The sequence below is a fragment of the Nocardioides sp. GXQ0305 genome, assembly GCF_050880345.1.
GTDB lineage: Bacteria > Actinomycetota > Actinomycetes > Propionibacteriales > Nocardioidaceae > Nocardioides.
On the sequence record NZ_JBNYXG010000006.1, the window covers coordinates 265,018 to 279,592 of the forward strand.

The window sequence follows — 14,575 nt, forward strand, 5'->3', positions numbered from 1 at the left end:
GTCAGTCGGCGTCCGGCACCTCGCCACGGCACAGCGCCAGGAACCGGACGGCCAGCGGCTGCCAGGCCTGGGCCAGCTCCTCGTGCGCCCGGCCGATCTCGGCCAGCACCGCCTCCTGGTCGATCCCCCGCTCGAGGTGGTCGTCGCGGTCGCCGGCCGCCCATGAGCTGAGGATCGGGACGTCGACCTCCGGGTGGAGCTGGATGCCCCAGGCGCGCGGGGCGAAGCGGGCGACCTGCAGCTCCCCCTCGGCCGTCTCCGCCAGCGCCACGGCCCCGGCGGGCAGGTCCACGACGACGTCGCTGTTCCACTGCACGCCACGCACCGGGCCGAGGCCGGCCACCAGCGCGTCGTCGGTCGCGGCCCCGAGCCACCCGACGTCGTAGAGGCCGACCTGCTGGCCGCGCGGGTTGGGCACCGAGGTCCCGCCCAGGGCGACCGCCAGCAGCTGGTGGCCCAGGCAGATCCCGAGCGTCGGCAGGTCCTGCTCGACGGCGTCGCGCATCAGCTGCTTCACCGGCGCCAGCCAGTGGTGCAGGGCGTCGTCGTCGGCGCCCATCGACCCGCCGAGCACGACCAGCCCGGCGTACGACGCGAGCGCGGGCAGCTCGTCACCCGCCCAGGGTCGGCACACGTCGAGCTCGGCACCCGCCTCGCTCAACCAGGTGCCGACGTGGGCGGGCGGGCACTGCGCCTCGTGCTCGACGACCAGGATCCTGGTCACGGACATCGGATCCGCCTCAGATGACCGGCAGCATCCGGTCGCGCTCGAACGGCGAGACCTGGACCCGGTACTCCGCCCACTCGGTGCGCTTGTTGCGCAGGAAGAAGTCGAAGACGTGCTCGCCCAGGGCCTCGGCCAGGAGCTCGGAGTCCTCGGCGATGCTGATCGCCTCCTGGAGGGTCTTGGGCAGCGGCTCGATGCCGAGGCTCTGCCGCTCGCGGTCGGTGAGCGACCACATGTCGTCCTCGGCCTCGCGGGGCAGGTCGTAGCCCTCCTCGATCCCCTTCATGCCGGCCGCCAGGATCACGGCGTAGGCCAGGTAGGGGTTGGCCGCCGCGTCGAGGGTCCGGATCTCGATCCGGGTGGACGGGCCCTTGTTGGGCTTGTACATCGGGACCCGCACCATGGCCGAGCGGTTGTTGTGACCCCAGCAGATGTAGGGCGGTGCCTCGTCGCCGGCGAGCAGCCGCTTGTAGCTGTTGACCCACTGGTTGGTCACCACGCTGATCTCGCTGGCGTGGGTCAGGATGCCGGCGATGAACATCCGGGCGGTCTTGGACAGCTGGTACTCGGCACCGGCCTCGAAGAACGCGTTCTGGTCGCCCTCGAAGAGGCTGACGTGGGTGTGCATGCCGGAGCCGGGATGGGTGGTGAACGGCTTGGGCATGAAGCTGGCCCAGATCCCCTGGCTCAGCGCGACCTCGCGGACCACGGTGCGGAAGGTCATGATGTTGTCGGCCGTCGACAGTGCGTCGGCGTAGCGGAGGTCGATCTCCTGCTGGCCCGGGCCGCCCTCGTGGTGGCTGAACTCGACCGAGATCCCCATCGACTCCAGCATCGTGATCGCCTCGCGGCGGAAGTCGCTGCCCATCGACTGCGCGGTGTGGTCGAAGAAGCCGCTGCGGTCGACCGGGACCGGCTCGCCGCCGGGCACCGGGGTGTCCTTGAAGAGGTAGAACTCGATCTCGGGGTGGGTGTAGTAGGTGAAGCCCTTGTCGGCCGCGGCCGCGAGGTTGCGCTTGAGCACGTAGCGCGGGTCGGCGTACGACGGGGAGCCGTCGGGCATCACGATGTCGCAGAACATCCGCGCGGTCGCCGGGCCCTCGCCGCGCCACGGCAGGATCTGGAACGTCGAGGGGTCCGGCTTGGCCAGCATGTCGGCCTCGTAGACCCGGGCGAACCCCTCGATCGCGGACCCGTCGAAGCCGATCCCCTCGTCGAAGGCCCCCTCGAGCTCGGCGGGCGCGACGGCGACCGACTTGAGGGAGCCCAGCACGTCGGTGAACCACAGCCGCACGAAGCGGACGTCTCGCTCCTCGAGCGCCCGCAGCACGAAGTCTTCCTGCTTGCCCATGGGGCCACTATGTCTCACACGTGTGTCGGCGGTGTTGCGGGCTCGCGGGGAGGCCGCCCCCGTCGCCGTGGCCGTCGCCGTGGTCGTGGACGGGCGGTGCCCCTGCGGCCCGACCCGGTGCTAGGTTCCCCGGACAGTCCAGCCCCACCTCGGGCCCGCTCACACGGGAGGGATGCTGACCATGCACGACCGCGCCTCGAAGGGTCCGGCCGACCCGTACGGGGTGGCCGACCCGCAGCCACCGGACGACTTCCTCGTGCGCCGCCTCGCCCACGAGACCCGCGAACGGGCCCGGAACGCCCCGGCACCGACGTCGACGTCGGCCGGCGCCCGGAGCGACCTGCTCGAGGCCCTGCGCGACGCGGTCGCCGGCCTCGAGCCCTCGCTGGTGGCCGCCAGCCACGACCTCGCGGCCCATCCCGAGGTCGCGTTCGAGGAGCACCGGTCCGCCGCCTCCCTGGCCGACCTCGTCGAGTCCCACGGCGTCGAGGTGGTCCGGGGCGCCCACGGGCTCGACACCGCACTGCGCGCGGAGACCGGCGACCCGACGGGACCGACGGTCGCCGTGCTCTCCGAGTACGACGCCCTGCCCGGCATCGGCCACGGGTGCGGCCACAACGTGATCGCCACCGCCGGCCTCGGTGCGTTCCTGGCGCTGGCGGCCGTCGGCGACCGGCTCCCGGGCCGGGTGGTCTGGCTCGGGACCCCGGCCGAGGAGGGTGGCGGCGGCAAGGAGCTGATGGCCCGGGAGGGAGCCCTCGAGGGCGTCGACGCGGCGCTGATGGTCCACCCCTTCACCTACGACATCGCCGAACCGGTGTTCCTCGGCCGCCGCCAGCTGCGCGCGACGTTCACCGGCATCACCTCCCACGCCTCGGCCCAGCCCTTCATGGGGCGCAATGCCCTGGACGCGGTCAACCTGATGTACACCGGAGTCGGGCTCCACCGGCAGCAGATGCCACCGACCGACCGGGTGCACGGGATCGTGACGTCGGGCGGGGAACGCCCCAACGTGGTCCCCGAGCACGCCGAGATGCTGTTCTACCTGCGCAGCGAGTACCCCGAGAGCCTCTCCGTGCTCAGCGGACGCCTCGCCGACATCGCCCACGGGGCCGCGCTGATGACCGGGTGCGGGGTCGAGCTGTCGTGGGACGAGGCGCCGCCGTACCTCCCGGTCCGGGGCAACGGTCCCCTCGCGACCGCGTGGACCGGCAGGTACGCCGAACGGGGGCGGACCGTGCTCGCCCCCGACGTGGTGCCCCGCATGTTCGCCGGCTCCACCGACTTCGGGAACCTGTCCTACCGGGTGCCCGGCGTGCACGCCATGGTCGCGATCACCGACCAGGACACCTCCCTGCACACCCGCGAGTTCGCGGAGGCGGCGGTGGCGCCGGAGGCCGACCGCGTGGTGCTCGACGCGGCGTACGCACTCGCCGCGGTCACCGCCGACTACCTGTCCGACGCCGACCTGCGCGCCGCCGTGGCAGCCGACTTCGAGGCGGCCGGTGGTGCCGTCGACGTCCCGACCTACTTCGACGGCAGGTGACCCGACCATGAGCCAGACAGCCGAGTTCCGGACCCGCACCGACCGTTTCCTCACCGGGGTGGAGCGCATCGGCAACAAGCTGCCCGACCCGTTCCTGCTCTTCCTCGGGCTCTTCCTGCTGGTGGGCGTGATCTCGACCGTCCTCGAGCTCGCCGGCACCAGCGTCACGATCCCCGGGACCGACGAGCCCACGGCGGTCCGCGGGCTCTTCACCGGTGAGGGTCTCGCCTGGCTGACCGTCAACCTCGGGGCCAACTTCATCGGCTTCCCGCCCCTGGTGACGGTCGTGACGATCCTGCTCGCGGTGACCGTCGCGGAGCGGACCGGCCTGCTCGGCGCCGCGATCCGGGTCAGCCTCGGCTCGGCGCCGCGCTGGCTGCTCCCGTACGCCGTGGGGCTGGTCGGCGTCACCGCGTCGGTGATGGCCGACGCCTCGTTCATCGTGGTGCCGCCACTGGCGGCGATGGTCTTCAAGGCGGCCGGACGCCACCCGATCGCCGGGCTGGTCGGCGGCTTCGCCGCGGTCGGCGCCGGCTACTCCACCTCGCTGGTCGTCACCAGCCTGGACGCGCTGTTCGCCGGCATCACCAACGCGGTCACCGAGACCCTCCCGAACGCCGGGGCCACGGTGACGCCGATCTCGAACTACTACTACAACGTCGCCGCCTCGATCGTGCTCGCGCTGGTGGCCGGGCTGATCATCGACCGCGTCGTGGAGCCGCGGCTGGTCCGGGAGGACGCCCCCCGCGACATGGTGACCAGCGACGACGTGGAGCCCGCCGCCGTCGCGGGAGGTCAGGACGCCGACGACGTCGCTCCGGCCCTGCGCAGCGGACCCGACGACCTCGCGCCCGAGCTCGACGCGGCCGAGCGGCGTGGCCTGCGGATGGCGGGGCTGGCGTTCCTGCTGCTCTCCGCCGTGATCCTGGTCGCGGTCCTCCCCGGCGGGTCGCCCTGGCGCAACGACGAGGGCGGCTTCCTGCCGGAGTCGCCGCTGCTCGACTCGACCGTGTTCATCGTGTTCGTGCTGTTCCTCGGGCCGGCGCTGGTCTACGGCTACGTCAGCGGGTCGATGAGGGAGTCGGCCGACGTACCGAAGGTGATGGCCCTCGGCGTCAAGGACATGGCCGCGTTCATCGTGCTGGCGTTCATGCTCGGCCAGTTCATCGCCCTGTTCAACTGGACCAACATCGGCTCCGCGCTCGCCGTGTCCGGGGCCAACGGCCTGGAGTCCATCGGCCTCACCGGCTATCCCGCGATCCTCGGGTTCATCGTGCTGGCGTCGCTGCTCAACCTGTTCATCGTCAGCGGGTCCTCGATGTGGACGCTGATGGGGGCGGTCTTCGTCCCCCTCTTCGCCCTGCTCGGATACGAGCCCGGCTTCGTCCAGGCGGCCTTCCGCATCGGCGACTCCGCGACCCAGGTCATCACGCCCATGAACCCGTACATCTGGATCTTCCTGGTGATGCTCAAGCGCTACGAGCCGGACGCCGGGCTCGGCACGGTGATCGCCCGGATGCTGCCGTTCGTGGTGCCGTTCTGGGTGGCCTGGGTGGCCGTGCTCTCGGTGTTCTACTTCGGTGGCCTCGACGTCGGCCCCGGAGTCGGCATCCGGATCCCCTGAGGACGCCCGGGCCCGCCCGCGGGGCTCAGCGTCGGGTGATCCGGAGCGCGCAGGCCCGGTCCGGGTTCCCGACCGGGTGCGCCCGGAACCGGAACCGGTCGGCGCCGCGGGTGTCCGGGCGGCGCAGGTCGACCTCGACGTCTCCCCCCGGACCGGCGGTGCGGACCCGGTTGAAGACCGTGCGGCCGTCGTGCCGGATCCTGATCCGCCAGTCGCTGCCGGCGCTGGCGTCGTCGACGTCCGACTCGACCTCCCAGCCGCCGTCCTCGGGGCCGACCTTGAGCTCGATCCGGAACCCGCCGCAGCCGCGCGCCTTCTCGACGTCGCCGTCGCCCGCGAGGGCGGGCGAGGGGGCCAGGGTGAGGGCGGACGCGACGGTGGCGGCCGAGACGGCGAGGGGCAGCAGGTGCTTCTTCATGGTTCCTCCTGGGTAAGTGGTCTGGGCACAACCTGCCGGGAGGACCGCTAAGGACGGGAGATGACTCCCTCAAGTCGACGTCAAGCCGGGTCGTCGACGGAGTGTGCGGGCAGACGGCGGTACTCGGCCCGCCAGAGCGGGCCCTCGAGCTCCTCCAGCCGCACCAGGTCGAGCCCGCCGTGAGCGAGGCCGGTCATGAAGGCGCGGTCGAGCGGGAACGGCGGGCCGTCGTCCGGGGCCACGGTGCCGTCGGCGCGGAACTGCACCGCGAGCAGGGTGCCGCCCGGTGCGACCAGGTCGGTGACCGCCGCGGCAGCCTCGGAGCGGGGTGGGTCGGGCAACGCCTGCAGCGTGAACACCTCGACGACCAGGTCGAACGCCTCGCGCCACTCGGCGGGCAGGGCGAGCAGGTCGGCCACGACGAAGTCGGCACCCGAGCCGCCGTGACGGCGCCGCGCCTCGTCGACCGCGGTCGGCGCCACGTCGAAGCCGGTCGTGGCGAAGCCGAGCCGCGCGAGGTGGGCGGCATCGGCTCCCAGCCCACTGCCCACGACCACGGCGCGACGTCCGGCGCCGTCGAGCCCGTTCGCCCACTCCTCCAGGGCCGGGTGGGCGCCGTCGCGCGACCACGGCATGCCGACCTCGCCGGCGACCCCGGCGGCGTACAGGCGGTCGAACCACGCGGTCGGCCGCCCGGCACCGATCGACTCGGCGGCGAGCTCGTCGGCGCGCTGCTGCCAGTCCTGGGTCACGGGACGTCGCGCTCGATCTCGGCCAGCCAGGCCGCGGCGCTCGCGTCGGAGGGCATCCGCCAGTCGCCGCGCGGGCTCATCGTGCCTCCGGGGCTCACCTTGGGCCCGTTGGGCAGCGCCGAGCGCTTGAACTGGCTGGCGAAGAACCGCTGCACGAACACCACGAGCCAGCGGCGGATCGTGGCCAGGTCGTACGCCGGCCGGGCGTCGGCCGGGAAGCCCGGCGGCCACTCCCCCTCCTCGGCGTCTCGCCACGCGTGGTGGGCGAGGAACGCGATCCGGCGCGGTCGGTGGCCGTGGCGCAGCACCGCGTGGAGCGTGAAGTCCTGGAGGGCGTAGGGGCCGACCGACTCCTCGGTCGCCTGGCTGCCGCCGGGGACCAGCTCGGGGGTGATCTCCTGGTCGAGGATCTCGCGCAGCACCTCACCGGTGTCGGGCCCGACCTCGCCGGAGTCGGCGACCCAGCGGATGAGGTGCTGGACCAGCGTCTTCGGGACGCCGGCGTTGACGCCGTAGTGGGACATCTGGTCGCCCACGCCGTAGGTGCACCAGCCGAGCGCCAGCTCCGACAGGTCGCCGGTGCCGAGGACGATCCCGCCCCGGTGGTTGGCCAGCCGGAACAGGTAGTCGGTGCGCAGCCCGGCCTGGACGTTCTCGAACGTGACGTCGTAGACCTCCTCGCCGTCCGCGAAGGGGTGGTCGATGTCGGCCAGCATCTGCCGCGCTGCGGCGGTGATGTCGAGCTCCTCGAAGGTCACGCCGAGGCTCTTGGCGAGGCGGGTGGCCAGCGACCTGGTCTCCTCGCCCGTCGCGAACCCGGGCATCGTGAACGCGTGGACGTCCTCCCGCGGGCGGCCGAGCCGGTCCATCGCCCGCGCGGCCACGAGCAGGGCGTGGGTGGAGTCGAGCCCGCCGCTGACGCCGATCACCACCTTCGGACTCGGCCGATCGGGATGGGCGATGGCGTGCAAGCGCTGCTCGAGGCCCGCGACCTGGATGTGGTAGGCCTCGTAGCAGTCGAGGGCGAGCCGCTCGGGGTCGTCGGGGACGAAGGGGAACCGGTCGACCTTGCGCCGCAGCCCGACGTCGCCCGTGGGCGGGTCGAGGGCCAGCTCGACGGAGCGGAGGCCGGCGGCGCGCTCGGCGTGGGTGCGCCGGTTGTCGTCGAAGGTCCCCTGACGCAGCCGCTCCTGCCGGATCCGGTCGAGGTCGACGTCGACGACGGTGCGGCGGGCACCGTCCGGGAACCGCTCCCCCTCCGCCAGCAGGTCGCCGCACTCGTAGACCATCGTCTGCCCGTCCCACGACAGGTCGGTGGTCGACTCCCCCTGCCCGGCGGCCGCGAACACGTACGCCGACTGGCAACGGGCGCTGGCGGACCGGACCAGCAGCCGGCGGTCCTCGGCGCGGGCCACCGTGATCGGGCTGCCGGAGAGGTTGGCCACGACGGTGGCGCCGGCCAGCGCCGCCTCGGCGCTCGGCGGCACGGGCACCCACATGTCCTCGCAGACCTCGACGTGGAGCACCAGGCCCGGGACGTCGGTCGCCCGGAACAACAGGTCCGGACCCAGCGGCACCTCGCGCCCGCCGAGGGTGATCGTGGCGCCGCGCCGGTCGTCGCCCGGAGCGAACCAGCGCCGCTCGTAGAACTCGCGGTAGGTCGGCAGGTAGGACTTGGGCGCGACCCCGAGGACCTGCCCGCGGTGGATCACCACCGCGCAGTTGAGCAGCCGGTTGCCGTGCACCAGCGGCGCGCCGACCACGACGACCGGCGTCAGCTCGGCCGTCGCCGCGACGAGCTCGTCGAGCGCGGCCAGCACGGCGTCGAGCAGCGTGTCCTGGAGCAGCAGGTCGTCGACGGCGTACCCGCACAGCGCGAGCTCGGGGAACACCGCGACCGCCACCCCGTCGTCGTGGCAGGCACGGACCTGCTCCAGGACGGTCCGCGCGTTGGTCGCCGGGTCGGCGACCGCCACCGGGACGGTGCACGCCGCCACGCGCGCGAACCCCTGGTCGTAGGCCGAGTAGAAGTCCACGTGGCGAGTCTAGGGCGATGAGTCTCGGAGCCCGGGCCGGTCGACACCGTCGTACGCCGCGACCGCGACGAAGGAGCCGCCATGTCCTCGATCACGCCGTGCCTCTGGTTCGACGACGACCTGGGCGAGGCAGTCGACTTTTACACCTCGGTCTTCCCCGACGGGGAGGTGCACCACGTCACCCGCTACGGAGACTCCGGTCCCGGCGAGCCGGGCTCGATGATGGCCGCCGAGTGGACGGTCAACGCGCTCCGGTTCAAGGGCGTCAACGGCGGCCCGGACCACGCCGGCTTCAGCGAGACGATCTCGTTCGCCGTCGACTGCGCCGACCAGGCCGAGGTCGACCGCTACTGGGCGGCGCTGACGGCCGACGGCGGCGAGGAGTCGATGTGCGGCTGGCTGCGGGACCGGTTCGGGCTGTGCTGGCAGGTGGTGCCGGTGCGGCTCTACGAGCTGCTGACCGACCCCGACCCGGGCCGTGCCCGCGCCGCGGCGGGGGCGATGTTCACGATGCGCCGGCTGGTCGTCGCCGACCTCGAGGCGGCGGCCGACGCGGTGGTCGCCGGCTGACCGTGACCAGTCGGGTGCGTGGGCATGGCCCAGGTGGGTGGGGCAGGTCCGGCGTCCGGCCACGGTTGGTGGCGCCACGGTGCAGGGACGGGCCGAACGCCGACGCCGGGAGCCACGACCTGATACATCTGGGGGTGCGACGGTGACCCCCCTCCAAACCATCCACCGTCTCGGAAGGCAGTTCCCGTGCGCGAGCGACCCCTGCACGTCTCCGACGACGACGTGCACCGCCTCCTCTGGGCCCATTGGCTCCCGGAGGTCGAGCGCGTCTCGCACCTGCCGGTCGGGTTCGGCGCGTGGCACTGGCAGGCCTTCGTCGGCGAGCGGCCCGTCCTGTTCGTCACCCTCGACCGGCTCGGCGACCGGCACACCGGGAAGTCCCTCGAGGGCGCGTACGTCGCCGCCGCGACGCTGGCCGCCCGCGGGCTCCCCTTCGTGCTGCCCAGCCGGAGGACCCTGCTCGGCAGCTGCACCGTCCCGCTCGGCGACCACCGGCTCAGCGTGACGCCGTGGGTGGAGGGCCGCAGCGGAGACGGTCCGTTCGTCGACCAGGCGCAGGCCGAGGCGACGCTCGCGATGCTGGCGGAGCTGCACGCGGAGCCGGCACCGCCGTCGCTCCCCCGCTGGCGACCGCTGGTCCACCCGGCGTTCGCGTTCCGCCTCGAGACCCGGACCGCCCGACCCTGGGAGAGCGGCCCGTTCGGAGAGCGGGCCCGCCGCGCGATCCGCGAGCGGCTCCCCCTGGTCCGGGAGTGGACCTCGCGCTACCTCGCGCTCGGCGCGGACACCGACGACACCACCTGGGTGCCGACCCACGGCGAGCCGCACACGCGCAACCAGCTGGCCACGCAGACGGGGACCTACCTCGTCGACTGGGAGTCCGCCAGGCTCGCGCCCCGGGAACGCGACCTGGCCACCCTCGTGGAGCACGGCTGGGGCCACCTGGTCCAGGCGGACACCACGCTGCTGGAGATGTTCGACCTCGAGTGGCGGCTCGACGAGATCTCGCAGTACGCGACCTGGTTCGAGGCCGAGCACACCGGCGGCGACAGCGACGAGATCGCCCTGGCCGGCCTCACCCACGAGCTGACGCGTGAGCCACGCGACCACCGCTGCCGCACCTGAACGGTCCCCGGCGCCGCTAGCCTGAGCGGATGAGCGAGGAGCAGCCGGCGACGTACGGCTCCGGCCCCCAGCAACCCGCCGTGCGACGGGTCCGCACCCACCACCTGCGCGAGCTCAAGGAACGCGGCGAGAAGTTCACGATGCTCACCGCCTACGAGCAGTACGCCGCGTCGGTCTTCGACGAGGCCGGCATCGAGGTGCTGCTGGTCGGCGACAGCGCGAGCAACAACGTCTACGCCAACGAGACCACGGTGCCGGTGACCGTCGACGAGCTGCTCCCCCTCACCCGGGCCGTGGCACGCTCGGTGCGGCGGGCCCTGGTGGTCGGCGACCTGCCGTTCGGCTCCTACCAGGCCTCCCCCGAGCAGGCCTACCTCACCGCCGTCCGGTTCCTGAAGGAGGGCGGGGCCCACTGCGTCAAGCTCGAGGGTGGCGCCGACCTGGTTCCCCAGATCGAGCACATGGTCCGGGGCGGGATCCCCGTGATGGCCCACATCGGGTTCACGCCGCAGAGCGAGCACGCGCTCGGCGGCTACCGGGTCCAGGGACGAGGCGACGCCGCCGACCGGCTCCTCCACGACGCCCGGGCCGTGCAGGCCGCCGGTGCCTTCGCCGTGGTGATGGAGATGGTCCCCGGCGACCTCGCCGGGGAGGTCACCCGCGAGCTGGTGATCCCGACGATCGGCATCGGCGCGGGACCCGACTGCGACGGGCAGGTGCTGGTCTGGCAGGACGCCTTCGGCCTCCGGACCGGCCGGATGGCCCGCTTCGTCAAGCAGTACGCCGACGTCCACGGCGTCCTGCTGGACGCCGCCCGGGCCTACGCCGACGACGTCCGGTCGGGCGGCTTCCCCGGCCCTGAGCACACCTTCTGACCCGCGCCTCGGGTTAACGTGAGGCATGCGCCTCCCCCACGCAGCCCTTCGCCGTGCGCTGGTCCGTCCGCTCGCGCTGACCCTGCCGGTCGCCCTCCTCGCGGCGCTCCCCGCGACCCAGGCGTCCCCCCCTTCGGCTCCGGCTGCGGCGGCCGCTGCGGGCACCGAACGGGCCCAGGCACGCCTCCCCCGCTTGCGGGTGAGGACCGTGGTCGGCGACCTCGACATCCCGTGGGACGTCCAGGTGCTCCCGGGCGGCACCAAGCTGCTCACCGAGCGCGGCGGACGGTTGTCGACCCACGACGGCACCCGCTCGACGGTGGACTTCCCCGAGAACCGGGTCTGGGCGGCGGGCGAGACCGGCCTGATGTCGCTGGCCGTCGACCCGGGCTTCCGCAACAACCGCCGCTTCTACACCTGCACGGGGTGGGTGAAGAGCGGTGGTGGGCACGACGTCCGGGTCAACGCCTGGAGGCTCAGCGCCGACGAGGACGACGCGACGTTCCAGGAGACGCTCGTGAAGGGGTTCCCGACCTCGTCGGGACGGCACGGCGGCTGCCGGCTCCTGATCGCGAGGAACGGCGCGCTGGTGGTCGGCACCGGTGACGCCGCGCAGGGCCGCAACCCGCGCAACCTGAAGTCCCTCGGCGGGAAGACGCTGCGGCTCAACCGGTTCACGGGTCGTCCGTGGCGGGGCAACCCGTTCCGCAACGCCGACAACCGTCGCAAGCGCTACGTGTTCACCTACGGCCACCGCAACGTGCAGGGGCTCGCTCAGCGCCGGAACGGCACCCTCTGGTCGGTCGAGCACGGCTCCTACCGCGACGACGAGGTCAACCTGCTGCGCGGCGGAGGCGACTACGGCTGGCACCCCGTCCCCGGCTACAACGAGTCGGTCCCCATGACCGACCGCTCGCTGCCCGGACCGCAGCGAGGAGCGAAGTGGCGCTCGGGGAACCCGACGCTGGCGACCTCCGGGGCCGCGTGGGTCAGGGGCAAGCGCTGGGGCCGTCTCAACGGCACGCTCGCCGTGGCGGCGCTCGGGTCGCAGCGGATGATCTTCATGAAGTTCTCCCCGAAGGGCAAGCACCGCTGGAGCCGGGCGCCGCAGGCCCTGCGCGGCGAGCGGCTGCGCTCGGTCACCCTGACGCCGCAGAACGCGCTGCTGGTGACCACGAGTGACGGCGGCGGCAACGACCGGGTGCTGAGGATCACCCCCCGCCGCCGGGGCTGAGGCGCCGGGTCAGGCCCCCCAGCCGAACGCGGCCGCGCCTCCCGCGACGAGCGCGAACCAGAGGACGGCCACGGCCACCGGCACCCACGGCACCCACGTGGGGTGCAGCGACCACCACGCGGTGGCGACGAAGAGGCCCAGCCCCCACACCACGAGCAGGCCGCCGACCACCCACCAGGGGGTCGTCAGCACGCTGGCCGCGATCAGGAAGAACACGCACGCCATCCCGACCATCCCCGCGAACGGCCAGGGGGAGGCCCGCGGTCGCTCGGGCCGCGAGGGGATCTCGCTCACGTGGTCGGGCCCTCAGTCCTCGAGGTCGTCGTTCCACCTGGGGTCGTTGTCCCACTCCTCGTTGCGCTCCTCGACCCGCTCGAGCGCCCGCTCCGCCTCGGCGTGCGTCGGGTAGGGCCCCAGCCGGTCGATCGGCGGACACATGTCCGGCGGGGCCTCGACGGCGTGGTGCTTGACGCAGAACCAGTACTCCGACGCCGAATCACTCATGCTCCGGAAACTACACTCGCTCCATGCCTGTCGCAGCCCCCGTGGCCCCCGGAACCGTGTCTCCCCGCCGAGCCGTGCCGGACCGCATCGCGCGCCCCGAGTACGTCGACCGGGCCGCACCCGAGCGGTTCTCCGGCAGCGAGGTCAAGGACGCCGAGACCATCGCGAAGATGCGGGTGGCCGGACGGCTGGCGGCGCAGGCCCGCGAGCTGGTCGGGTCCCACGTCGCGCCGGGCGTCACGACCGACGAGCTGGACCGGATCGGCCACGAGTTCCTCTGCGACCACGGCGCCTACCCCTCCACGCTGGGATACAAGGGCTTCCCCAAGAGCCTGTGCTCGAGCGTCAACGAGGTGATCTGCCACGGCATCCCCGACGACCGCGTCGTCGAGGACGGCGACATCGTCAACATCGACATCACGGCCTACCTCGACGGCGTCCACGGTGACACCAACGCCACGTTCCTGGCCGGCGACGTCGACGAGGAGTCCCGGCTGCTGGTGGAGCGGACCCGCGAGGCCCTCGAGCGCGGCATCAAGACGGTTCGCCCCGGACGCCAGGTCAACGTCATCGGCCGAGTCATCGAGAGCTACGCCCGTCGGTTCGGCTACGGCGTCGTCCGCGAGTTCACCGGGCACGGGATCGGCACCGCCTTCCACTCCGGGCTGATCATCCCCCACTACGACGAGCCCCGCTTCGACGACATGATCGAGGTCGGCATGACCTTCACCATCGAGCCGATGCTCAACCTCGGCACCCACGAGTGGGACATGTGGGACGACGACTGGACCGTCGTGACCCGCGACCGGCGGCGGAGTGCGCAGTTCGAGCACACGCTGCTCGTCACGCCGACCGGTGCCGAGGTCCTCACCCTGGCCTGACCGGACCGTCCGCCCGCACAGCCACTAGGCTGGACCCGCGAACGGGCCGGCCGGGCGACCGCGTCGCCCTCCTCCGGGAGGGTGCCGAGGAAGGTCCGGGCTCCACAGGGCGAGGTGGTGGCCAACAGCCACCCGGGGCAACCCGCGGGACAGTGCCACAGAGAACAGACCGCCGCACCGTGCTGGTCGAAGGCTGGTCAGACGGGACGGTAAGGGTGAAACGGTGGTGCAAGAGACCACCAGCGGTCCGGGTGACCGGACCGGCTCGGCAAACCCCACCTGGAGCAAGGTCGAGAAGTCCGGCGCCTCCCGAAGTTCTGGGAAGCACCGGGCGCGCGTGCGCTCGAGGGCTGCCCGCCCGAGCACGCGGGTGGACCGCTGGAGGCGGCCGGCAACGGTCGTCCTAGATGGATGGTCGCCCCCGCCGTCAGGCGGGACAGGACCCGGCCTACAGGCCGGCCCGTTCGCCCACCCGAGCTCCCCCGGGCCCTCGCCGCCGCTCCGAAGGGCGAACGGCGAGGGCGGAGACGGGTCCAGACACGCAGCGCCTCGAACGGGGGAAACGACAACGCCGCAGCTCCCCTGGTCCCTCCCCACGCACGAGCGTAGGAGCGCGGTGGTCGGCGCGCATCCGCCAAGTGGCGTAGTCCGGGCCCCGGAACCGGTTACGTGGTCACGCCGTGGTGTCGGCATCCGGGTCGACGACGACCGGGCGCCCCTGGGCGAGGTGCCCGGCGGCCTCGGCGAGCCACGCCTCGTCGTCGACGTCGACGCCGCGCCGGGCGAGCTCCTCGCGCAGCAGGCCGACCATGTCGGCCTCCGGCTCGGCGTCGTGCCGCCGGCCGGCCGCGTCGAGGGCGTCCTGGACGGTGGCAGCCACCTGCTGGTCATCGGCGTCCGACATGCCCCGGACGTTACTCCGGGAGCCGGGC

15 protein-coding genes and 1 other RNA gene are annotated in these 14,575 nt (G+C 72.9%); 8 read left to right on the forward strand and 8 right to left on the reverse strand.

Going from position 1 to position 14,575, the window contains the following annotated elements; all coding sequences use genetic code 11:
* Position 1: 1 nt before the first annotated feature.
* Together ACQ1X7_RS16515 and ACQ1X7_RS16520 are read right to left on the reverse strand one after the other, a co-directional pair.
* On the reverse strand, positions 2–730 hold the full coding sequence (locus tag ACQ1X7_RS16515; RefSeq protein WP_432479320.1) for a type 1 glutamine amidotransferase: 729 nt from the start codon (positions 728–730) through the stop codon (positions 2–4).
* A gap of 10 nt (positions 731–740) precedes the next feature.
* A complete protein-coding gene (locus ACQ1X7_RS16520; RefSeq protein ID WP_432479321.1) occupies positions 741–2,078 on the reverse strand; it encodes a glutamine synthetase family protein in 1,338 nt (445 codons plus the stop codon).
* Between the two features lie 172 nt (positions 2,079–2,250).
* Between ACQ1X7_RS16520 and ACQ1X7_RS16525 the strand changes: the two genes are divergently transcribed.
* Entirely contained in the window at positions 2,251–3,624 is a 1,374-nt protein-coding gene (locus ACQ1X7_RS16525; protein ID WP_432479322.1) for a M20 family metallopeptidase, read from the forward strand.
* Between the two features lie 7 nt (positions 3,625–3,631).
* Positions 3,632–5,248: an AbgT family transporter gene (locus tag ACQ1X7_RS16530; protein ID WP_432479323.1), complete on the forward strand. Its 1,617-nt coding sequence runs from the start codon at positions 3,632–3,634 to the stop codon at positions 5,246–5,248.
* Between the two features lie 25 nt (positions 5,249–5,273).
* Here ACQ1X7_RS16530 and ACQ1X7_RS16535 read toward each other — a convergent pair whose 3' ends face one another.
* From ACQ1X7_RS16535 to ACQ1X7_RS16545, 3 genes are all read right to left on the reverse strand, one after another.
* A complete protein-coding gene (locus ACQ1X7_RS16535; protein WP_432479324.1) occupies positions 5,274–5,666 on the reverse strand; it encodes a hypothetical protein in 393 nt (130 codons plus the stop codon).
* A gap of 80 nt (positions 5,667–5,746) precedes the next feature.
* Positions 5,747–6,418 carry a class I SAM-dependent methyltransferase gene (locus ACQ1X7_RS16540; protein WP_432479325.1) on the reverse strand — a complete coding sequence of 224 codons (672 nt, stop codon included), beginning with the start codon at positions 6,416–6,418 and terminating at the stop codon, positions 5,747–5,749.
* On the reverse strand, positions 6,415–8,454 hold the full coding sequence (locus tag ACQ1X7_RS16545; protein ID WP_432479326.1) for an NAD(+) synthase: 2,040 nt from the start codon (positions 8,452–8,454) through the stop codon (positions 6,415–6,417). Before ACQ1X7_RS16545 ends, ACQ1X7_RS16540 begins: the two co-directional genes overlap by 4 nt.
* Positions 8,455–8,535: 81 nt before the next feature.
* Between ACQ1X7_RS16545 and ACQ1X7_RS16550 the strand changes: the two genes are divergently transcribed.
* The 4 genes from ACQ1X7_RS16550 to ACQ1X7_RS16565 all read left to right on the forward strand — a co-directional run bounded on the left by ACQ1X7_RS16550 (position 8,536) and on the right by ACQ1X7_RS16565 (position 12,258).
* Positions 8,536–9,024, forward strand: coding sequence for a VOC family protein (locus ACQ1X7_RS16550; protein ID WP_432479327.1), 489 nt, complete (start codon positions 8,536–8,538; stop codon positions 9,022–9,024).
* A 186-nt stretch (positions 9,025–9,210) separates the two neighbouring features.
* A complete protein-coding gene (locus ACQ1X7_RS16555) occupies positions 9,211–10,149 on the forward strand; it encodes a phosphotransferase family protein (protein WP_432479328.1) in 939 nt (312 codons plus the stop codon).
* A 29-nt stretch (positions 10,150–10,178) separates the two neighbouring features.
* Positions 10,179–11,024, forward strand: coding sequence for a 3-methyl-2-oxobutanoate hydroxymethyltransferase (panB, locus tag ACQ1X7_RS16560; RefSeq protein ID WP_432479329.1), 846 nt, complete (start codon positions 10,179–10,181; stop codon positions 11,022–11,024).
* Between the two features lie 25 nt (positions 11,025–11,049).
* The gene (locus tag ACQ1X7_RS16565) at positions 11,050–12,258 is read left to right on the forward strand and encodes a PQQ-dependent sugar dehydrogenase (protein WP_432479330.1); all 1,209 of its coding nucleotides are present in this window, start codon (positions 11,050–11,052) and stop codon (positions 12,256–12,258) included.
* A gap of 9 nt (positions 12,259–12,267) precedes the next feature.
* On the opposite strand, the gene ACQ1X7_RS16570 is transcribed toward ACQ1X7_RS16565, so the two are convergent.
* Complete coding sequence (locus ACQ1X7_RS16570) at positions 12,268–12,552, reverse strand: hypothetical protein (RefSeq protein ID WP_432479331.1); 285 nt, start codon at positions 12,550–12,552, stop codon at positions 12,268–12,270.
* 12 nt (positions 12,553–12,564) lie between these two features.
* Entirely contained in the window at positions 12,565–12,762 is a 198-nt protein-coding gene (locus ACQ1X7_RS16575) for a hypothetical protein (RefSeq protein ID WP_432479332.1), read from the reverse strand.
* 23 nt (positions 12,763–12,785) lie between these two features.
* Between ACQ1X7_RS16575 and map the strand changes: the two genes are divergently transcribed.
* Together map and rnpB are read left to right on the forward strand one after the other, a co-directional pair.
* Positions 12,786–13,643, forward strand: coding sequence for a type I methionyl aminopeptidase (gene map, locus ACQ1X7_RS16580; protein WP_432479333.1), 858 nt, complete (start codon positions 12,786–12,788; stop codon positions 13,641–13,643).
* 42 nt (positions 13,644–13,685) lie between these two features.
* Positions 13,686–14,110, forward strand: an RNA gene (rnpB, locus tag ACQ1X7_RS16585) — RNase P RNA component class A.
* Positions 14,111–14,316: 206 nt separating this feature from the next.
* On the opposite strand, the gene ACQ1X7_RS16590 is transcribed toward rnpB, so the two are convergent.
* Positions 14,317–14,547, reverse strand: coding sequence for a hypothetical protein (locus ACQ1X7_RS16590; protein WP_432479334.1), 231 nt, complete (start codon positions 14,545–14,547; stop codon positions 14,317–14,319).
* Positions 14,548–14,575 lie beyond the last annotated feature (28 nt).